Here is a 19,532-nt window from a genome sequence, read left to right as displayed (position 1 = left end):
CGGGGCCGCAGCCGGGTGCTACCGGGCGTCCACCGCGCGCTCTGGGATTCGTTGAAGAGCTTGTCGCCCTGGTAGCGGGCGACACCGGCGCGGTCAGCTCACCGTGGACGGTCGTCGTCAGCCGGGCCACACCGTGGTGCACCCGGGCCGACCCGATGCGCTGGTCACCCGCGTAGAAGTCGACAGTGCCGGCGGGGGCGGAGGTGCTGGTGCTGACCGCACCCACCGTCGCGGTCGCGGTGACCCTGGTGCGGTGCGACGCGCCCGCCGACGCGGTCGCGACGTCGAGCTCGGTCGTGGTGGCCCGGAAGGTCAGCGTCCGCAGGTAGTGGTTCAGCAGCGGACGCCAGACGTGCCAGGTGTGCACGCCCGGCACGTTGAACTCGTCCAGCTCGACCCCGGCGCCCGCAGCGCGGCGGCGTTGCGCTGGGAGTTCTCGGCGATGTTGCCCAGCCGGTCCTGGAGCCCGGTGCCGATCATGATGCCGCCGGCCACCGCCTTCATGCTGTCGACCTGCGCCGCGGTGGCTGCCGGGCCGCCCGCGCTCCAGGCCGCGTGGTAGCCGAACAGGTCGGTGTGGTCGTACATGATGGTGTACGCCCGGCTGCCACCGGCGGAGAAGCCGGCGAACGCGCGGTCCTGCGCCCGGCTGGAGACGTGGTAGTTCTGCTCGACGAACGGGAAGACGTTGTTCCGCAGTTCGTTGACGTAGCCCTCGTTGCCGCCGGGCAGGCCGTTGAAGTCGGTGGAGACGATCACCATGGGCTGCGCGGCATGGTCCCGGACGGCGTTCTCCAGGATCAGGTGGGCCACGCCCTGCATCGTCCAGGCGGTGGAGTGGTCACCGCTGCCGTGGCTCAGGTAGAGGGTCGGGTACGGCTCGGCCCGGTCCGGGTCGTAGCCGTACGGCGTGTAGACGACGACGTCGTGCACGCCGGCCGGGTTGGTCGACAGCGGTGAGGGGTACCGCCGGGACTCCAGCTTGCCGACGCGGGCGACCGGCGCCTGGTAGCCGGTGTCGTACGTCGGGAACCTCTTGCTGGCCGGGACGTAGATCGTGCTGCGCACCGCGCCGGGCGCGCCCGGGTACTGCGGCTGGATCTGCCACCGGTTCGCCGGGTCGTCGTGCAGCTCGCAGCCGGTGGCGAGCTCGTTGGCGCAGTCGTGGGTGAACGCGTAGCGGAAGGTGCCCGCCGGCAGCGGCGTGCTGAACGTCCACACCCCGTCCGGGCCCTTGCGCATCGGCAGGATGTGCCACGGGGTGGCCGCGACGTCGCCGGGCTGCCACTGCGCGGGTGGCCGGGCGTCGCCGCAGTCCTGGCAGGCGATGTTCTCCGGCCGGGAGTAGAACCAGTCACCGTAGACGTGGACCTGCTGGACGTCCGCCGGCGCCCGGTACCGGAAGGTGACCTCGTACCCGGTCGGCGGCCTGTCGGTGCGGGTGACGGTCGGGCCCAGCGGTGCCGGCGGCGCGGCCGACGCCGCGGGGGCGGCGGCCGTAGCGGCCGCGACGGTGACGGCGGCGAGCAGTGTGAGCATCAGCCGGCGCGGTCGTGCCGGCATCAGCGGACGGGGAGGTGCGACGGGCATGTTCCTGCTCCCTCTTCGGCGTGTGGTCAGACCGCACCGAGCGGCCGACCGACCATTCGATGGTGAGGTGAAGGGATACCACTGACGGGCAATTCGGCGATGCGAGCGCTAACACCGCTGCCTGTCGAAAACCGAACCATGAATTGCATTGATTGGTCAAGCCGTCGAGGGGTGCTATTCCGCAGGATCACGTCGCGGTAATTCCGGGCAGAATCGAGCCGCGCCAGCCGACTGGCGCGCGAATTCATTATCGGGTCAGGTCGTCAAGGAATCCGCGCGCCGGCCGGAAAAGGCACGTCGCAATGGTGTGGCGAGGCGGCTACCCCACTACCGGCTGCAACCTCCCGTCGACCCGGCGGGGAATGGCGGCGTACTCGTCGCGCAGCTCCTCGGGCAGCAGCCAGGCCGGCGCGTCCTGCCAGGCGAGCGGGCGGAGGAACCGTCGGATCGAGGTGGCGCCCACCGAGGTGTGCACGGCGTTCGTCGACGGCCAGGGTCCACCGTGGTGCTGGGCCCACGACACGCGGACGCCGGTGGGATAGCCGTCGAAGACCACGCGCCCGGTACGGCCGGCGAATCCGTCGACCAGTCGGCGCACGGCATCGGCGTCGTCACCCGGGCCGTGGTGCAGGGAGCCGGTCAGCGAGGGCGGCACGGTGGCAAGCGCCGCGTCGAGGTCGGCGGCGTCGTCATAGCGCACCACCACCATGAGCGGGCCGAAGCACTCGTCGGCGATCTCGGCGGTCAGGCCCACCAGGTCGACCTCCAGCAGGGTCGGCGCGACGACGAAGCCATCGCCCCGGTCCACCTCGGGCCGCGCCGACACACGCGCGCCGGCCCGCTCGAACTCCGCGGCCCGCTGCTCGTACCCGTCGCGGATGCGCTCGTTGAGCAGGACCGCGCCGCCGGCGGCGGCGACCCTCCCCCGCAGCGCCTCCAGCAGCCGATCACCGCCCGCGCCCGAGGGGACGAACGCCAACCCGGGCTTGGTGCACAGTTGACCACCGGAGTTCGTGAACGAGCCGAACAACCCCTCGGCGATCTCGTCGGCCCGGTCGTCCGCCGCGCCGGGCAGGATCACGATGGGGTTCACGCTGCTCAGTTCGGCGTACAGGGGAATGGGGTCGGGCCGTTCGTCGATGGCCGCCTGGATGGCGCGGGCGGCGCCGACGGAGCCGGTCAGGGCGACCGCGCGGATCGCCGGGTGCCGCACCAGCCACCGGCCAGCCGGTTCCCCGTACACTGTCGCGATCACCCCCGCCGGCCCGCCCAGGTCGCGGATGGCCGCCCCGATCGCCTCGGCGGAGGCGTGCGACGTCAGCGGGTGCGACGGGTGCGCCTTCAGCACCGCGGGACACCCGGCGGCGAGCGCGGCGGCGGTGTCACCACCGACGACCGAGAAGGCGAACGGGAAGTTGCTGGCCCCGAAGACGGCGACCGGCCCGAGGGGTACGAGCATCCGGCGCAGGTCCGGGCCGCGCCCGAGGGGTGTGTCGGCGGCGTGGTCGATGGCCGCCTCGACGTACGCCCCATCGCGCAGCACCTCGCCGAACATCCGGAACTGGACCGCCGCCCGGGTGAGTTCGCCGTCGAGGCGCGGGTGGCTCAGCCCGGTCTCCGCCTCCGCGGTGGCGATCAGGTCCGCCCGGCGGGACTCCAGCTCGGCGGCGATCGCGTCCAGCAGCTCCGCTCTGCGGAGCCTGCCCAGGTCGGACAGCCACCGCGCCGCCTGGGACGCCTGCTCGGCGATCGCCTCCAGCCGAGACTCGTCGGTCTCGGTGAGCTCCGTCGCGCGACGGCGTCCGTCGCGTGGGTCGACCGTGTTGACCACGTTCACAGCAGTCCTCTCCTTACCAAATTGCCCATGAGATCGCGGACGCCGAAGTGCCAGGGCTCGCACTCCTCCGCGTGCCGGACCCGGTTGACCAGGGTGCCGAGCGCCGGGCAGCTGATCCGTACCACGTCGTCGATCTTGTGGGTGAAGCCCTCACCGGGGCGGTCCCGGTCCTGGATCGGCGCGAACATGGTGCCGAGCATCAGCGCGGCCCCGTCGGGATAGTGGTGGTGCGGGCCGATCAACTGCCGCACCAGGTCCTCCGGATCGCGCGACATCTGGGTCATCTCCGAGACCGCCTCCAGGTGGAAGCCGTCCACGCCGCGAACCTCCAGGCTCACCTCCAGCTGGCGGACCTGGTCCATGCCGAACCTGTCGTCGAAGAACCGGATCAGCGGGCCGAGCGCGCAGGAGGCGTTGTTGTCCTTCGCCAACGGCAGCAGCAGCGCCGAGCGGCCCTCGATGTCGCGCAGGTTCACGTCGTTGCCGAGGGTGGCGCCGACGATCCGTCCGGTGGACTGGACGATGAGCGTCACCTCGGGTTCCGGGTTGTTCCAGGTCGACGCGGCGAGCACGCCGACCGGTACGGCGGTGCCGACGGCGGAGAGGACCTGGCCCTTGGTGAAGATCTCGGCGTCCGGGCCGATGCCCACCTCCAGATACTGACTCCACATGCCCTCGGCGACCAGCAGCCGCTTGAGCCGGTCGGCCTCCGCCGAGCCCGGTTCCAGGTGGTGCAGGTCCACACCGACGTCGGCGAGCATCCGGTGCCGGATGTCCGCCGCGAGGGCCAGATCACCCCGGGCCCGTTCCTCGATGACCCGTTCGATCATCGAGACCGGAAAGGTCACCCCGGCGGCCTTGAGCGCCTGGAGGTCGACCGGGGCGAGCAACCAGGGCCGGCTGAGATCGCGACTCGCGGCGCCCGTGTTGGCCAGCAGCTCCGCGAAGTCGCCGACCCGCGTGCCGTCGAGCTCGGCCACCGTCGCGGCGGGGTCCGGCAGCTCGCAGATGTCCCGGACGGTGGCGAACCGGTGGCTGAGGTCGATGACCTGGCCGTCGCGCACGGCCACCGGCGAGGGGCCGCCGGCGGACGGGTCCCAGATCCGCCCGACGAGGACACCGCGGTCGGCGTCGTCCGGCAGCGCCTCGGCGGCGGTCCCGACCCAGTCCGCGTCGGTGGCCACCCGGCGGGGCCGTGGCACGGTCATGAGCCGCTTCCCAGATTGAAGAAGGACCGCTCGTCGCGGGGCCGGATGTCGTAGACGGCGTCCCGGAACATCCGCATCGGGTGGGGTGTGAAGGGGTGCCGCTCGATCGCGGTGAGGTCCACCTCGATGCCCAGCCCGATCCCGGTCGGGACGAGGATGTCACCCTCGTCGGTCAACACCAGCCGCTCGTTGGTGATCTCGGGACGCCACGGCACGTCGGTCGCCATGATCTCCAGGTACCGGAAGTTCGGCAGTGTCGCCCCGAGTTGCAGCGTCGCGGCCGTGCTCAACGGGCCGCTCGGATTGTGTGGCGCGAAGCCCACGTAGCTGGTCGCGGCGAGCGTCGAGATGAAGGCCAGCTCGGCGATCCCGCCGGCGTGCGTCACGTCGGGCTGGACGAAGTCGACCGCCTGGCGGGCCAGCGCCGGGGCGAAGCCCTGCCGGCCGTACCACCGCTCCCCGGCGGCGATCGGCACCGGCGACGCGCGGCGGATGTCGACCAGGGCGTCGAGGTTGTCCGGCGGGCACGGCTCCTCGAACCAGACCGGGTCGAACTGGGCGATCTCCTTGGCGACCTTGATGGCGTGCCGGACGTCGAAGCGGCCGTGCCCCTCGACGAACAGCTCCACCTCGCGGCCCACCGCGCCCCGGACGGCGTCGATCTGTGCGAGCACCCGATCCAGCTGCTGGGTGCTGATGGTGAGGTCGTAGTTCTCGAACGGGTCCCACTTGAGACCGCGGAAGCCGGACTCCACCGTCCGGCGCGCGGCGTCGGCGTAGTCCTCTGGAGTGACGGCGCCGGAGAACCAACCGTTGGCGTACGCGCGGACCCGGTCCCGGGTGGCACCGCCGAGCAGCCGGGACACCGGTACGCCGAGGTCGCGCGCCGAGATGTCCCAGAGAGCCATCTCCAGCGAGCTCAACGCGGTCATGATGACCGGCCCGCCGCGCCAGTACCAGTCCCGGGCCAGCTCGTAGAGGATCTTCGAAATGCTCGTCGGGTCCAGGCCCACCACGGCCTCGGCCAGCTCGGCGATCGCACCCTGGACGGCCCGTTCCTTGCCCTCCAGGGTGGCCTCGCCGAGCCCGACGATCCCCTCGTCGGTGTGGACCCGCACGATGACGAGGTTCGTGCGGTAGAAGTCGACGACAAGCGTGTCGACGGAGACGATCTTCATCTTCGACTCAACCCTTCACCGCGCCGGCGGTCATGCCGGAGACCACGTACTTCTGCACCAACAGGTAGAAGGCGACGGCGGGCAGCGTGAACAGGAAGGCAACGGCCATCACCGTCTGGATCGGGGTACCCAGTTCGCCGATGAAGTTCGCGATGCCGACCGAGGCCGGTTGCAACTCCGGGTTGAAGATGAACGTCACGGCGAACACGTACTCGTTCCACGCGTGGAAGAAGGCGATGACCGCGGTGGCCGCGATCGACGGCGCGATCAACGGCATGTTGATGCGGGTCAGGGTGGTGAAGGGCCGGGCGCCGTCGGCGCGGGCGGCTTCCTCCAGCTCCTTCGGGATGCCGTCGATGGCGCCCTTGAGGATCAGCGCGACGATCGGCAGGACGAAGGCGGAGTTCACCAGGACCAGGCCGGCCAGCGAGTCGAGCAGTTCGAACCGGCGGAACAGCGCGAACAGCGGAACGACCATGAGCGCCTCGGGCAGCATCTGGGTGAACAGCAGCACGACGGTCAGCACGGCCTTGCCCCAGAACGAGAACCGGGACAGCGCGTAGCCGAGCGGAATGCCCAGGCCGACGGAGATGACCATCGTGCCGACGGCGATGATCAGGCTGTTGAGCAGCCACCCGGCCGCCTTGCCCTCGGCCAGCGCATCCACGAAGACCCCGAACTGGCCGAGGTCCGGCGTGAGCCGGGGCTGGTCGGCGAAGAGGTCGCTGTTGCTGGACAGCGCCGTGACGAACATCCAGTACAGCGGGAACACCGCGACGCCCAGCACGACGAGCACGGCGACGATCCGCGCGGTGACACCGAACCGGAAACGCCTCATCGGACGTCCCCCTTCTCCACGGCACGGGCGACCAGGCGGCTGCCGATGATGACGATGAGCGAGATGACGACGCCGACCATTCCGATGGCCGCCGCCGATCCGAGTTCCTTCGAGTCGAAGGCCTGCGAGTAGAGGTCGATGACGAGCGTCTCGGTGGCACCGACCGGCCCGCCCTTGGTCATCAGCCAGATCAGCTCGAAGCGCCGCAGCGACCAGATCGTCATCAGCAGCGCCAGCAGACCCACTGTCGGCTTGATGACCTGCCAGGTGACGGCGCGGAAGGTGGCCCACCGTCCCGCGCGTCCACGGTCGCCGCCTCGTTGAGGTCCTGCGGGACGGACTGCAGCGCGGAGAGCAGCACCACGGAGGTGAACGGGAACAGCTGCCAGATGGTCGTCGCGAGCACCGCCGGAAGCGCGTAGCGCGGACTGTCCAGGATGGCGCCGCCTGGCACTCCGAGCCCGACCGCGTCGAGGAACCGGTTCACGATGCCGTACTGCGCGTTGAGCATCCAGGTGGCGATGAGCGCGACCGCGATGCCCGGAGCGGCCCAGGGGACGGTCACCAGCGCCCGGGCCACGCCACGGCCCCGAAACTTCCGGTTGAGCAGGAGCGCGACGACGAGCCCGGCACCGATCGCGACAACGACACAGGTGATCACGTAGACGAAGGTGATCAGCAGGGTGCGGTGGAATTCCGGGTCGCCGAAGACCCGGTGGTAGTTGTCGAGCCCGACCCATTCGCTGCGGGTGGGGTTGAGCAACCTCGTCCTGGTGAAGCTGAGGTACACCTCCTGCACGAGGGGTACTGCCTGGAAGACCAGGATGAACAGGGCGGCGGGGGCCAGGAACAGGTACGGCGTCCACTTGCTACCCAGCGGGCTGGGCCGACGCCGGGGCCGGCCCGGGGGTGTTGTCTTCGGTGCTCCGGTCTGCTCGACCACAGTCATCGGGTTAGATCCTTCGTGGGGAAGGACGCTGCCGGCGCACGGGGCGTCACGCCGGCAGCGTCGCCGTGTCGAGCGGTCAGCGGACCAGTTCGGTCGCCTGCTGCTGGGCACGATCCAGCGCCGACTTGAGGTCGGTCTTGCCCTGCAGCGCCGCGACCACGTTCTGCACGACCACCTTGCGGATGTCCGGCGTCTTGGCCTCGAAGCCCAGCACGATCTGCGGCAGGCTGGTCTCGGTGAGCCCGTCGAAGACGGTGAGGAACGGGGTCTCCTTGAGCTTCTCCGCGCTGCGCTGCGTGGTGGTGGCCACGCTGCTCGCACCGAGAATCTCCTGCAGCTTGACCTGGTTCTGCGGCTCCAGCGCCCACTTGATGAAGGTGGCCGCCTCGTCCTTGCCCTCGCTCGCCTCGTTGATCACGATCGGGGCGAGGATCGCGCCCTGCTTGCGGACCGGGAACGGGATGGGCGCGACGTTGAAGTTCAGCTTCGCGTTCTGGCCGCGGGTGGCGGTCACGTACCCGCCGTTGTTGAGCTCCATCCCGACCTTGCCCTCGGCGAACATCCGCCGGAACGTCGCCGCGTCCGCTCCGCGCGGAATCACGTTGGCGTCGTACAGGTCCTTGAACGCCTGGAGGCCCTTGAGGTTCTCCGGCGAGTTGATCGTCAGGTTCTTGCCGTCGGACCACGCGCCGCCGAAGCCGTACACGTAGTTGAAGATGTCCTGCCAGACGCCGGCCTCCTCGGCCTCGGTCTGACGGAACGCCAGGCCGAAGACGTCGCCCTTGGTCAGCGACCTGGCGGTGGAGGCGAACTGCTCGTAGGTCGACGGCGGCGTCGGGATGAGGTCGGCGTTGTAGAACATCGCGTAGTTCGACGCCTCGAAGATGACGCCGTGCCGGACACCATCGTGGACCATGAACTGGTCCGGCTGCTTGAGCAGGTCGTACTTGCCGACGTCGACCAGCTTGTCCAGCGGTGCGACGAGGCCGGCGTCCGAGGCGGCCTCGAACTCGGGCATGTCGAAGCGGACCAGGTCGGGGCCCTTGCCGCTGCCCATCTGGGTGAGCACGGTCTGGCCGAAGGTCGGGTACGGCACCGCGGCGGCGGAGACCTGCACCTTGGTCTGGCTCTGGTTGAACTCGTCGAGCCACTTCGTCAGCAGCGGCCCGCGGCCCGGGTCGCCGAAGGTCGAGGCGGCGAAGGTCAGTTTGGTGACGCCGTCGCTGGACTCACCGTCGGAGCCGCAACCGGTCAGGAGAGCGGCAACCAAGCCGAGGGCACACGTCGCCCTGGCAATGCCGAAGTGAGAGCGCTGATTACCCATCGTTACTCCACTGTTACGAGGCTGAGTCAGAGGATGAAATTGCAACGATCGTAGCGCCATGTGCAACGCTGTCAAGTGGCGGTTGCGCATCGAGTCAAGTAGATTGCACATGATGCAATGACCACGACGGCGGCGCCCGTCGCTTGAGGGGAGAGTCAGCCTTGGCGCAATCGATTCGCCGCGCGATCGACCTGATCCGTCGATCGGCGGAGCACCCGCTGTCGCTGACCGAGGCCGCGGACGTGCTCGGCGTGCACAAGTCCACCGCACTGCGGATCCTGCAGACACTGGAATCCGCGCGCTTCGTCCGCCGAACCGGAGCGGGCACCTACGTGCTCGGCAGCGGGCTGATCGAGCTGTCCGAGCTCGCGCTCGGCTCGATGGACCTGCGCCAGCCCGCCGCCGCACACCTGCGCGGGTTGCAACGCGAAACCGGCCACACCGTGCACCTGGCCCAGCTGACCGGCGACGAGATCATCTATATCGACAAGGTCGACAGTCCGGCGTTCGACGCCGTCAAGCTGCCGTCCCGGGTCGGCCGCGCGGTGTCGATCTACGCGAGCGCCGTCGGCAAGACGATCCTGGCCTACCTGCCCCGGGAGGAGCGCGACCGCCTGCTCTCGCACGTCGTCTTCGAGCGATTCACCGACACCACAGTGGCCGACCACGACTCGCTCGAAGCCGAACTCGCCCGCATCCAGGAGCGCGGCTGGGCCACCGACAACGGCGAGCACGACGCCTACGTGATGTGCGTGGCCGCACCGATCAGGGATTCCCGAGGGCAGGTCATCGCCGCCGCCTCGATCACCGCGATCGAGGTCATCGCCAGCCTCGACCAGCTCAAGAGCAACCTGCCGGCACTCCTGGAGACCGCCAACCGGATCTCGTACGAGCTCGGCTACCTACCGCCGCGCGAGGCGAGCCCGGACGGCGCCGAGCTGGCGGCGCCGTAACCCGTGGGCGGCCGGTCGCAGCGGCCCCCGCCGAGCCGTTGATCGACTCGGTTTCCTTGATAACGCGGCATCCCTTCCGCCCGGATACCGCGACTTCAAGGAACGCGAGTCGATCGCACCGCTCGGATGGCCAGGCGCTCAGCCGCCGGCCCGCCGGTGGTGCTCGTCGGTCTCCAGGTCGATGAAGGCCTGGATCATGCCCCGGTAGATCCGCTCGATCACGTCCGGGTCGGCGCCGGCCCGACTCGCCAGCGTGCGGACCCGGGCGACCACCTGCGCCACCCGCTCCGGCGCGCGGACCGCCTGTTGGTCGCTCTTGAGCGGGGCCGCCTGCCGGACCAGGGCCTCCCGCCGGGCGAGCAGCCCGACGAGTTCACCATCCAGCTCGTCGATTCGGGCGCGGATGTCGGTAAGTGCCGACCCGGTGTCTGCCACGTCGGAAATCCTTGCACGCCCCGGCGGAACGCGCGGACCGCGATCGACACGATCAGGCGACCCATCCATCGACCAGCGCGGCAACTGCCCGATTGGCCGTCATCTCTACACCTTCATGTTCCGGGCCGGAAGCTGAGCGTTACCGACGCCGATCCGGGTCAGGTCGAGCGTTCCGGCGATGCGGGAGCCGTCCATCTGAGCTCGTATAGTCCCTCGGTGGACACGGAGAAGGTACAGCAGGCATACACGTCCGTCGCGGAGCTCTACATCAGCTTGTTCGGCACCACGCAGCAGGTGGATCCGGATGACCTCGCCTTCATCCAGCGACACCTGGCGGGTCGGCCCGGCCCGGTGCTCGATCTCGGCTGCGGCCCCGGCCACCTCACCGATTACCTTCGTTCGCTGGGCGTCGACGCGTCGGGGCTCGACCTGGTCCCCGAGTTCATCGCGCACGCCCGGGCAACGCACCCGGGCGTCGAGTACCAGCTCGGGTCGATGGAACGCCTCGATGCCGCCGACCACTCCGTCGGCGGCATCCTGGCCTGGTACTCGCTGATCCACCTACCGCCGCAGGACCTCGGTGCCGTGCTCGACGAGTTCCGGCGGGTGCTGGCCCCGGCCGGGCGGTTGGTGCTGGGTGTCTTCGACGCCGACGCCGTCGGCGCCTTCGACCACAAGGTCGTCACCGCCTACCGCTGGTCGCTCGACGAGTTCGCCGAGCGACTCGCCCGGGCCGGCTTCCGGGAGGTCGAGCGCCTTCGACGGGCCGGTGACGACAAGCACCGACCGCATGCCGCCATGGCGGCGATCGCGGTGTGAGCTCCGGCTGCCCGTGCCGTCGGTAAGCAGCCATGGGCCGGTCTACCCCCGCGGGGTAGACGGCCATGAAAACTGAGGACCCGCGGACTGGCGGCCGCACGGTGGCGGCCGACGCCAGTCAGGCGTTGAGCTTCCCGGCGACCTTGACGACCCGCCCGGCCATGTGGTCGAGGGCGGCGAACTGCGCGTCGCCCAGCGGGGCGTCGTTGTTTCCGCCGGTGACGTGCGAGACGCCGTACGGGTTGCCGTCGGCGAACTTCAGCGGGTCGGTGTAACCCGGGGCGACGATCAGGCCGCCGAAGTGGTGGATGGTGTTGTAGAGCGCGAGGAGCGTCGACTCCTGACCACCGTGGGCGGTCATGGACGCGGTGAAGCCGGCGTACACCTTGTCGGCGAGCAGGCCCTGCGCCCACTGCGGACCGAGGGTGTCGAGGAACTGCTTGAGCTGGCTGGCCACGTTGCCGTAGCGGGTCGGGGTGCCGAACAGCACCGCGTCCGCCCAGACGACGTCGTCGGCGGTGGCCTTCGGCTCGTTCTTGGTGGCGTCGAAGTGCTGGCTCCAGGCCGCGTTGGAGGCGATCGCCTCGGCCGGGGCGAGCTCCGGAACCTGCCGCAGCCGCACCTCGGCGCCGGCCTTCTCGCCCGCCTCGGCGAGGCGCTTCGCCATGGCGTGCAGGGTGCCGGTGGACGAGTAGTAGATGACGGAGAGCTTGGTCATCGGGGCATCCTTCTCTCGAAGATAGTTGCCGCTGGTAATTTTGCGGCGGCAACAATCTTGACCTTAGCAGCTACCCCGTGTCGCCCCCAACCGCCCGGGCTGACCCGCCCTGGTGACGGAGCACACCACCAGCTCCCCGCCGAACCCGGCTCCGCCGAGTGGGGCGACGGAGCCGGGCGCCGGCCACTGTCCGCTCGACCGGGTCAGCCGCTCACGCCCCGGACCGCCTCGATGATCGTCTCGGCGACCTCACCCGGCCGGACCGCCGCCATGGCGTGCGAACCGCCGACCACCTCGCGCTGCCCACGGGGGTTGGCCCGCTCGGCCATGAACCGGTGCGAGGCCGCCGGGATGTTCCGATCGGCGTCACCGAACACGAACCAGCTGGGCAGGGATCGCCAGGCGGGCTCTCCGGAAAGCTTGTCACCCAGCGCCTGTTCGGTGATCGGCCGCTGGGTCCGGGCCATCAGCGCGGCCAGGTCCGCCGACGCGTCCGCGACGAACTGCGCGTGGTAGGCCTCCTGACTGATCGCCACCTCGTTGCCACCGGTCGACACCGGATACTGCACCAGCGTGTCGGCGAGCGTGCTGCCGGGGAATTTCGCGGACAGCTCCAGCGCCGACTCGCCGTCCTCCGGGGCGAAGGCGTTCACGTACACGAGGGCCCGAACCGACAGGTCGCCCGCCGCGGCCTGCGTGATCACCATGCCGCCGTACGAGTGGCCGACCAGGACGACCGGGCCACCGATCCCCCGTACGACATCCCGGACGTACGCGGCGTCGCCAGCGACGCTGCGCAGCGGGTTGGCAGCGGCCACCGTGTCGTACGCGGCGCCCATCCGCTCGATCACACCGTTCCAACTCGACGAGTCGGCGAAGGCGCCGTGCACGAGGACGATTGTGGGCTGTTGATCTGCCATGAGTCGCGCTCCCCCACTCCGTGAAGCCGTTGTCACCGGTCGCGCTGGTACGCCTGGATACCCGTTCCGCGAGCGCGAAACGCGCTGTCGACTCCTCGCACCGAGACCCCTATAGTCAGTTCCATTATGAGACTTACTACATTCTGGCGCTGGTGGACCGCGGGCACGACGAGTCACCTCGGCTCGGCGGTCGGCGGGGTGGCCCTACCCCTGACCGCGCTGACCGTGCTGGACGCGTCCGCCTTCGAGATGGGTCTGATCACGGCGGCGGGCTATCTCGCGTACCTCTTGATCAGTCTGCCGGCGGGGGTGGTCGTGCAGCGCATGCCGCTGCGCGGCATGCAGGTCGCCCTGGACCTGATCCGCGCCCTCGCCATCGCGTCCGTTCCGCTGGCCTGGTGGTTCGACGCCCTGACCGTGGCCCAACTGGTAGTGGTCGCCCTGGTCGTGAGCTTCGCCAACGTGCTGTTCGACGTGGCGAACCAGACCTTCCTGCCGGAGATCGTGCCGGCGGCGCAGTTACAGTCGCGCAACAGCCTCAACTCCGGCACCCACGCCGCCACCCAGTTGGGCGGACCGTCCCTGGGCGGGCTCGCGGTGCAGCTGCTGGGTGCGGTGCCGACGTTGTTCGTGGACGCCGTCAGCTATCTGGTCTCCGCCGTCCTGCTGCGCACCCTGCCGGCCCGGCGGGTGCAGCGGCCGGCCGAGCGTCCGCCGATGGCCACCATGATCCGCGAGGGTTGGCACTTCGTGCTCCGACACCCGATCATCGGGCCGGCCATGTGGGACGCCACCGCGACGAACTTCGTCAACGGCGCGATGCTCGCGCTCTTCCCGCTCTATCTGGTGCGCGAGTTGCACGCATCGCCGCTCCTGTTCGGGCTGCTGCTCGCCGCCGACGGCCTCGGCACGCTCATCGGCGCCGCGTTGACGACCCGGTTCACCGATCGGGTCGGCACCGCACGCGGCCTGATCATCGCCGCCTTCGTCGGCGTGGCCGGCGCGCTCGTCATCCCGCTGGGCACCGGCACCACCGGGTACCTCGCCTTCGCCGTCGGGAACCTCGTCTTCGCCGGCTCCACAGTGGTGCTCAGCGTGACCACCCGCACGTACCGGATGCTCGCCAGCCCGCCGGAGCTGCTGTCCCGGGTGATCGCCACGGTCAAGTTCGTCTCCTGGGGCGCCATCCCGCTCGGCGGTCTGCTGGCCGGCGTCCTGGCCGGACCGCTCGGTGCCCGCACCACCCTGCTGATCTTCGGGGCGTTCACAGTGCTCTCCCCGATCATCTATCTGTCGACCCCGATCCGCCGGATGCGCGACCTGCCCCTCGACAGCGCTCCGACGCCCGCGCGGGCACCCGTGTGACCCGCGAAACGGTACGGCGAGCCGCCGCGTCGGGACGCCGAGCGGACCAGCGCATCGACGACGGTGACATCGACAGCAGGTGTAGCCCGACCATCCCGGGGGCAAGAACCCGCGCATGGAGGCAACGGCGGGAGGCCAGGAGCAACCGCCCGGCCAGCGGCACCGACGTGGTGGACCGGACCGGGCCGGGCTGACGACACGGCCGCCGGCAGCCGCTGCGCGATGCGCCTGAGGCACCACCTGCCCGCCGTGGCGCTCGGGGCGGTGGCGTTCGGGGCTGCGGCGTTCGGGGCGGTGGCGTTCGGCGCCGGACCGGCCCACGCCGGCTCGCCATCACCATCGCCGCCGACGTTGCCGTTGCCGTTGCCGACCAGCCTCCGGTCGGTGGACGTCGCCGCGTCACCAAAGACCATCAAGGTGTCGGTGCCCGCCGTGGTCGAGGTGCGGTCGACAGTGCCGCTGCCGACGGCCGTACCGCTGCCCGCGCCGTCGGTCGGGTCGCCGACGCTGCCCCGGCGCGGCGACGGTGTCCCGTGGCGACACCCACGGCACCTCCGTCAACCGGGCGTCGGACCGGCCGCGGGCGGCGATGAGCGCGCTCACCGAACCGACGCCGCAGCCGCCCACCCGCCCCCCGGCGGGGCTACCGGCGTTCGTGCTGGCACTCGCGTCCGCACCCGCCGGAGCGGGTCCCGGCGGTGTCGATCCTCCCCCGGCGGCGGCCGAAGGTCCGCCGTCCGTCGCACCACTGCTGCACGGGCGCACCGTCGCCCCCGTCGACCTGCACGCCGCCGGTCGCCCGGTGCAGCGCGGTCCCCCGCCGCCACAGCAACTCCTGATCACCCAGTCGCCTACCCGACGTTGATCAGGAGAGTTCCATGGAGATAGCCGTCATCTGGGTCCCCGCCGACATCGAACCGTCGGAGCCCGCCGTCGCGATGTGCCTGACGCACCTTCGCCGACATTCCTACCGGCTGGCGGGAATCATCCGGGCGCCGTGGGAGACCGTCGAGCAGACGATGATCGACGGGGAGGTGGATGTGGTCGTCATCGCCGACCTCGCCCATCTTCCACCGGACCGGTCACCCCGGATCGAGGTAGCTACCACGCCGGACGTCGACGCTCGCGGGGTCCCCGGCACCCAGCTCGACTGACCCGACGAAGCGCCCCGTCCACAATGGACGGGGCGCTTCGGGGAGCTGGCCCCGGTCACGCCGACCCGAGGCTGTCGAACGGGTCCCAGTGCGCGGCGTAGCGCAGCAGCGAACGGGCCAGGTGCTCGTTGGCCGCCGCCCACCTGGTGTCGAAGAGGAACCACTGGTCGAACCCGAAGAAGTCGTCGATGTACCGGGCGACCTGCGCGATGTGCGGGTCCGACCGGATCAGCGACCCGCCGGACGGCTGCCGGCTCATCAGCCCCAGCGTCTCCCGGTGGATCTCCTGATGGACGGAGACCACGTCGAGGTTGGCGGGTGACGGGTCGTACCCGGGCAGCCGGGCGTAGCGGCCCAGCGCCGGGCCGACGTCGTCCTCGTCCGGCGCGACCAGGGCTCGCAGCAGCCGCGCGTCGGCGGGCCAGCGCTGGGTGTCGGCCGCGTCGACGGCCCGCAGGCGCCGGCGAAGGCCGGCACTGTGAGGCCGGGGAAGACCAGAGCGCCGGTCAGATCCAGGTTGCTCGCCGTGCCCGGCGGATCCCAGCAGAGCCGAACCGAGAAGACCGCCTCCGGACCGGGCGGGGCGTTGTGGACGGTGCGGACCGGCACGTCGTGGCGGAAGACCGGGTCGGGACCGGCGGCCCCGGCGGGCAGCGGCCAGGTGTCGTGCAACGCGGACGCGAGCCGGTCGGGCGACGTGGCGGCGGCGTCGTGGTCGACGAAGTAGTAGGCCAGATCCACCTCGTCGTCGTCGTCCGCACCCGCAGGGTGTGCGTACCGAGCCGGATGAACGAGCCCTCGTCGTCGCCCTCCACCCAGAGGTGCGCGTCGAGCAGGGCGCGCAGCTCGTCGACGGTCTCCGGCGGCGGCAGCCGCCGCTCGCGGGCCTCCTCGAGGATCGACTCCAGGCCGTACACGTCGCCGCCCAGCTCAGCGGTGATCCACTCTTCCGGGTCGTCGCGGCCCCAGCCCCGGCGAGACCAGTCGAGCACCGTCGCGTCGGGCACTGCGACGACCCGCTTGCCGAACGGCGATTCCTCTCGCCAGCGACACACGAAGTACATGCGGCGCACTCTAGGCAAGCGGTCCGACGGATCGGCCCGACCCGACTGGTCAGGCGGCCACGGCCGCCCGAACGTCGTCGCCGGTGTCGCGCAGTCGCGCCGCGGCCTCCTCGGCGGTGCAGTTCGCGAGCAGCAGCACGATGGCCGTCTTGGCGTGCCCGTGCGCCGCCGCGAGCGCCCGCGCGGCGGTGTCGAGGTCGGTGTCGGCGGCCTCGGCGACGATCCGACGCGCCCGGTCGACGAGCTTCTCGTTGGTGGCGTTCATGTCCACCATCAGGTTGCCGTAGACCTTGCCGAGGCGGGCCATGGTGGCGGTGGAGAGCATGTTGCAGACCAGCTTCTCGGCGGTGCCGGCCTTGAGCCGGGTCGACCCGGTGAGCACCTCGGGGCCGGTGGGCACCTCGATGGCGACGTCGGCGTACCGGCTGATCATCGCATCCTGGTTGCAGGCCACCGAGACGGTCGTCGCGCCCCGTGCGCGGGCGTGCGCCAACCCGCCGACCACGTACGGGGTACGGCCGCTGGCGGCGAGCCCGACCACGGTGTCGCGGGCGGTCAGGCCGACCGCGTCCAGGTCGGCGACGGCCCGGGTCGGGTCGTCCTCCGCGCCCTCCACGGCGGCGGTGAACGCGCCCGCCCCGCCGGCGAGCAGACCGAGGACCTGGTCGGGTGAGGTTCCGAAGGTGGGTGGGCACTCGACGGCGTCGAGCATGCCGATCCGGCCGCTGGTGCCGGCACCCAGGTAGATCAACCGGCCGCCCTGGCGCAGCGACGCCACGACCACGTCGACGGCGGCCGCGATGTCCGGTACGGCCCGGCGGACGGCCTGGGCGACCGTCTGGTCCTCGTCGTTCATCGCGAGCAGCAGCTCGGTGGGCGACATCCGGTCGAGATCGGTGGTGTTGTCGTTTCGGGTCTCGGTGCCGAGGGTGCTGAGGTCCACGGATCCCCCATATCAGCAGGCTGGAGCCTCAGCGTAGCCACCCGGACGGGCGCTGGCAAAAAGTTTCGCGTTACTCTCGGCTAACGTCACTTATTGACAACCGCTGGTGGGGAGTGCGCCGTGCGTCAACTTCGTGGTCATCCAGTTCGCGGCGTTCTCCCTGGTCGGCGCGCTGCTCTGGTCGTACAACAAGGGTCAGACCTTCACGGAGCTCGGCCTGTCCAGCAGCGACAACCTCTACCCGAGCTTCATCCTGCACGCCCTGCCGGTGGGCATCTCGGGCCTGCTGGTGGCCGGCATCCTCGGCGCGGCGATGGGTTCGCTCTCGTCCGCGCTGAACTCGATGTCGAACTCCACCGTCGCCGACTTCATCCACAGCTTCTTCAAGAGGGTCCCGTCGGACGACGTGATGCTGCGGCTCGCCCGGGTGATGACCCTGGTCTGGGCGGTGCTGATGGCAATCTTCGCCTGCGCCTTCAGCTCCAGCACCGGAAACGTCTACCTGACCGGCCTGACCATCGCCGGCTACACCTACGGGGCGCTGCTCGGAGCCTTCCTGCTCGGCCGCCTGGTCAAGCGGGCCAACCAGGTCGACGCGGTGATCGCCTTCCTCGTCACCGTGGCGGTGATGACCTACATCGTCCGCTATGTCAAGATCGACGTCACGACCGCCGGGACCACCGTCGCCACCGCGATCGCCGCCCAGTGGCTGGTGCCGATCGGCGTCCTGATCACCCTGCTCGTCGGCGCGGTGTCGAGCCGGTTCCACGCCGCACCGGCGACCCCGTACGACCACCGGCGTGCCGACGAGGAGGTCGACCCGGCGGCGGCGCCCGCCAACCAGGCGTGAAGGAGGACGTGATGCGCGTGATCGGCCTGATGTCCGGAACCTCCTACGACGGCATCGAAGCCGCCGCGGCCGAGTTCGAGCTGAGCGGCGAGACAGTGCGGATGCGACCACTGGGCCGGCTCAGCCACCCGTACCCCGACCAGCTGCGCACCCGGATCGCCGCCGCCCTGCCGCCCGCACCGACCAGCACCGAGGCGATCTGCGTGCTGGACACCGGCATCGGTCAGGCCTTCGCCGAGGCCGGCGTGCGGGCCCTCGGGCAGCTCTGCGACGGCGACGCCGACCTGGTCGTCTCGCACGGCCAGACGATGCACCACTGGGTCGAGGCCGGTGTGGTCCGGGGCACTCTCCAGCTGGGCCAGCCGGCCTGGATCGCGGAGGCCACCGGCCTTCCGGTCGTGGCCGACCTGCGCAGCCGTGACGTCGCCGCCGGCGGCCAGGGTGCGCCGTTGGTCGCGCTGCTCGACGCGCTGCTGCTGCGCGGCCTGCCCGGGGTTCCCGCCGCGCTGAACCTGGGCGGCATCGCCAACATCACCGTGGTCGCGCCGGACGCGGACCCGCTCGCCTTCGACACCGGGCCGGCCAACGCGCTGCTCGACGCCGCCGTGCGGCACTTCACCGGCGGCACCGAGGAGTACGACCGGGACGGGTGCGGCGCGGCGGCCGGGCAGGTGAACCCGGTCCTGCTGCGGCGGCTGCTGGACGAGCCGTACTACCGGCAGTCCGGCCCGAAGAGCACCGGCAAGGAGCTGTTCCACCTGCCGTACCTGCTCGCCGCCCTCGCCGACGCCGCCACGCCGGAGCCGAACGACGTGCTGGCCACGCTCACCCGGCTGACGGCGGTCACGGTGGCCGACGCCTGCCGGGCACACGGGGTCAGCCAGCTCGTCGTCTCCGGCGGTGGGGCACACAACCCGACGCTGATGCGCATGATCGCCGACGAGCTGCCGGCGGTCCACCTGTCCTCCAGCGACGACCTGGGCATCGCGTCGGACGCCAAGGAGGCGCTGGCCTTCGCGCTGCTGGGCTACCTGACCGTGCACGGGCTGCCGGGCACGCTGCCCTCCGGCACCGGGGCGCGGCACGCCTCCGTGCTCGGCAGCATCACCCCCGGCCGGCAACCGCTGCGGCTGCCGGCGCCGGCCGACACCGCCCCCGGCCGGTTGCTGATCGTCGCGTCTCCGCTGGCCGACTGAACACCCTTTTCGGGAGGACCCGCCCATGAGCACCGCCGTTCCCGCGCCGAGTGCCGCCGGCGCCCGCGCCCGCGAGGTCGCCGAGTTGCTGCGCTCGCGCCTCGACGACCCGACCCGGGCCAGCGCCGAGCTACCCCGAAGGCTCGCCGCGGCGCACGACGCCTCGCCGTACCTGTTCGAGCCGCAGGCAG

General features: G+C 70.8%; 20 protein-coding genes and 1 pseudogene. 7 read left to right on the top strand and 14 right to left on the bottom strand.

The annotated features are described in order from the left end of the window. The 9 genes from JM949_RS21095 to JM949_RS21055 all read right to left on the bottom strand — a co-directional run. A partial coding sequence (locus tag JM949_RS21095; RefSeq protein WP_203150115.1) for a hypothetical protein occupies nt 1-367 on the bottom strand: 367 nt, incomplete at its 3' end. Further along, complete coding sequence (locus JM949_RS21090; RefSeq protein ID WP_203150114.1) at nt 334-1,590, bottom strand: alpha/beta hydrolase-fold protein; 1,257 nt, start codon at nt 1,588-1,590, stop codon at nt 334-336. The genes JM949_RS21095 and JM949_RS21090, both read right to left, overlap by 34 nt. A gap of 319 nt (nt 1,591-1,909) precedes the next feature. Beyond that, the gene (locus JM949_RS21085) at nt 1,910-3,427 is read right to left on the bottom strand and encodes an aldehyde dehydrogenase family protein (RefSeq protein ID WP_203150113.1); all 1,518 of its coding nucleotides are present in this window, start codon (nt 3,425-3,427) and stop codon (nt 1,910-1,912) included. After that, a complete protein-coding gene (locus JM949_RS21080) occupies nt 3,424-4,635 on the bottom strand; it encodes a fumarylacetoacetate hydrolase family protein (RefSeq protein ID WP_203150112.1) in 1,212 nt (403 codons plus the stop codon). The genes JM949_RS21085 and JM949_RS21080 overlap by 4 nt, the downstream gene beginning before the upstream one ends. Further along, nucleotides 4,632-5,813 (bottom strand): mandelate racemase/muconate lactonizing enzyme family protein, encoded by a 1,182-nt coding sequence (locus JM949_RS21075; protein WP_203150111.1) that lies wholly within the window; start codon nt 5,811-5,813, stop codon nt 4,632-4,634. The genes JM949_RS21080 and JM949_RS21075 overlap by 4 nt, the downstream gene beginning before the upstream one ends. A gap of 7 nt (nt 5,814-5,820) precedes the next feature. Then, nucleotides 5,821-6,651, bottom strand: coding sequence for a carbohydrate ABC transporter permease (locus JM949_RS21070; RefSeq protein WP_203150110.1), 831 nt, complete (start codon nt 6,649-6,651; stop codon nt 5,821-5,823). After that, the gene (locus JM949_RS21065; protein ID WP_203150109.1) at nt 6,648-6,896 is read right to left on the bottom strand and encodes a sugar ABC transporter permease; all 249 of its coding nucleotides are present in this window, start codon (nt 6,894-6,896) and stop codon (nt 6,648-6,650) included. The genes JM949_RS21070 and JM949_RS21065 overlap by 4 nt, the downstream gene beginning before the upstream one ends. Continuing rightward, nucleotides 6,875-7,600, bottom strand: coding sequence for a carbohydrate ABC transporter permease (locus tag JM949_RS21060; RefSeq protein WP_203150108.1), 726 nt, complete (start codon nt 7,598-7,600; stop codon nt 6,875-6,877). The genes JM949_RS21065 and JM949_RS21060 overlap by 22 nt, the downstream gene beginning before the upstream one ends. A gap of 76 nt (nt 7,601-7,676) precedes the next feature. Beyond that, nucleotides 7,677-8,870: an ABC transporter substrate-binding protein gene (locus JM949_RS21055; RefSeq protein ID WP_203150107.1), complete on the bottom strand. Its 1,194-nt coding sequence runs from the start codon at nt 8,868-8,870 to the stop codon at nt 7,677-7,679. Nucleotides 8,871-9,085: 215 nt separating this feature from the next. Between JM949_RS21055 and JM949_RS21050 the strand changes: the two genes are divergently transcribed. Next, nucleotides 9,086-9,877 (top strand): IclR family transcriptional regulator, encoded by a 792-nt coding sequence (locus JM949_RS21050; protein ID WP_203150106.1) that lies wholly within the window; start codon nt 9,086-9,088, stop codon nt 9,875-9,877. Between the two features lie 138 nt (nt 9,878-10,015). Here the strand turns inward: JM949_RS21050 and JM949_RS21045 are convergent, their stop codons facing one another. Beyond that, nucleotides 10,016-10,312, bottom strand: coding sequence for a chorismate mutase (locus tag JM949_RS21045; protein ID WP_203150105.1), 297 nt, complete (start codon nt 10,310-10,312; stop codon nt 10,016-10,018). A gap of 216 nt (nt 10,313-10,528) precedes the next feature. Between JM949_RS21045 and JM949_RS21040 the strand changes: the two genes are divergently transcribed. Beyond that, nucleotides 10,529-11,131: a class I SAM-dependent DNA methyltransferase gene (locus JM949_RS21040; protein ID WP_203150104.1), complete on the top strand. Its 603-nt coding sequence runs from the start codon at nt 10,529-10,531 to the stop codon at nt 11,129-11,131. A gap of 118 nt (nt 11,132-11,249) precedes the next feature. On the opposite strand, the gene wrbA is transcribed toward JM949_RS21040, so the two are convergent. Together wrbA and JM949_RS21030 are read right to left on the bottom strand one after the other, a co-directional pair. Continuing rightward, on the bottom strand, nt 11,250-11,849 hold the full coding sequence (wrbA, locus tag JM949_RS21035; protein WP_203150103.1) for an NAD(P)H:quinone oxidoreductase: 600 nt from the start codon (nt 11,847-11,849) through the stop codon (nt 11,250-11,252). A 203-nt stretch (nt 11,850-12,052) separates the two neighbouring features. Continuing rightward, a complete protein-coding gene (locus JM949_RS21030) occupies nt 12,053-12,769 on the bottom strand; it encodes an alpha/beta fold hydrolase (RefSeq protein WP_203150102.1) in 717 nt (238 codons plus the stop codon). A 126-nt stretch (nt 12,770-12,895) separates the two neighbouring features. Between JM949_RS21030 and JM949_RS21025 the strand changes: the two genes are divergently transcribed. The 3 genes from JM949_RS21025 (at nt 12,896) to JM949_RS21015 (ending at nt 15,288) form a co-directional block, all read left to right on the top strand. Further along, nucleotides 12,896-14,134 (top strand): MFS transporter, encoded by a 1,239-nt coding sequence (locus JM949_RS21025; protein ID WP_203150101.1) that lies wholly within the window; start codon nt 12,896-12,898, stop codon nt 14,132-14,134. A 526-nt stretch (nt 14,135-14,660) separates the two neighbouring features. After that, on the top strand, nt 14,661-14,999 hold the full coding sequence (locus JM949_RS21020) for a hypothetical protein (RefSeq protein ID WP_203150100.1): 339 nt from the start codon (nt 14,661-14,663) through the stop codon (nt 14,997-14,999). 13 nt (nt 15,000-15,012) lie between these two features. After that, nucleotides 15,013-15,288: a hypothetical protein gene (locus JM949_RS21015; protein ID WP_203150099.1), complete on the top strand. Its 276-nt coding sequence runs from the start codon at nt 15,013-15,015 to the stop codon at nt 15,286-15,288. 55 nt (nt 15,289-15,343) lie between these two features. Here the strand turns inward: JM949_RS21015 and JM949_RS39865 are convergent. Both JM949_RS39865 and murQ read right to left on the bottom strand, forming a co-directional pair. Beyond that, nucleotides 15,344-16,352 (bottom strand): annotated as a pseudogene (locus JM949_RS39865) (hypothetical protein). Nucleotides 16,353-16,401: 49 nt separating this feature from the next. Then, nucleotides 16,402-17,295 carry an N-acetylmuramic acid 6-phosphate etherase gene (gene murQ, locus JM949_RS21005; protein WP_203150098.1) on the bottom strand — a complete coding sequence of 298 codons (894 nt, stop codon included), beginning with the start codon at nt 17,293-17,295 and terminating at the stop codon, nt 16,402-16,404. A gap of 106 nt (nt 17,296-17,401) precedes the next feature. Here murQ and JM949_RS21000 point away from each other — a divergent pair, with 106 nt between their 5' ends. Both JM949_RS21000 and JM949_RS20995 read left to right on the top strand, forming a co-directional pair. Continuing rightward, nucleotides 17,402-18,145, top strand: a complete 744-nt coding sequence (locus tag JM949_RS21000) for a sodium:solute symporter family transporter (RefSeq protein ID WP_309232255.1) — start codon at nt 17,402-17,404, stop codon at nt 18,143-18,145. Nucleotides 18,146-18,156: 11 nt separating this feature from the next. Further along, complete coding sequence (locus JM949_RS20995) at nt 18,157-19,341, top strand: anhydro-N-acetylmuramic acid kinase (RefSeq protein ID WP_203150097.1); 1,185 nt, start codon at nt 18,157-18,159, stop codon at nt 19,339-19,341. Nucleotides 19,342-19,532 lie beyond the last annotated feature (191 nt).

It is taken from the genome of Micromonospora tarensis, from assembly GCF_016803395.1.
Taxonomy (GTDB): Bacteria; Actinomycetota; Actinomycetes; order Mycobacteriales; family Micromonosporaceae; genus Micromonospora; species Micromonospora tarensis.
This window is presented reverse-complemented; position numbering and strand designations above follow the sequence as displayed.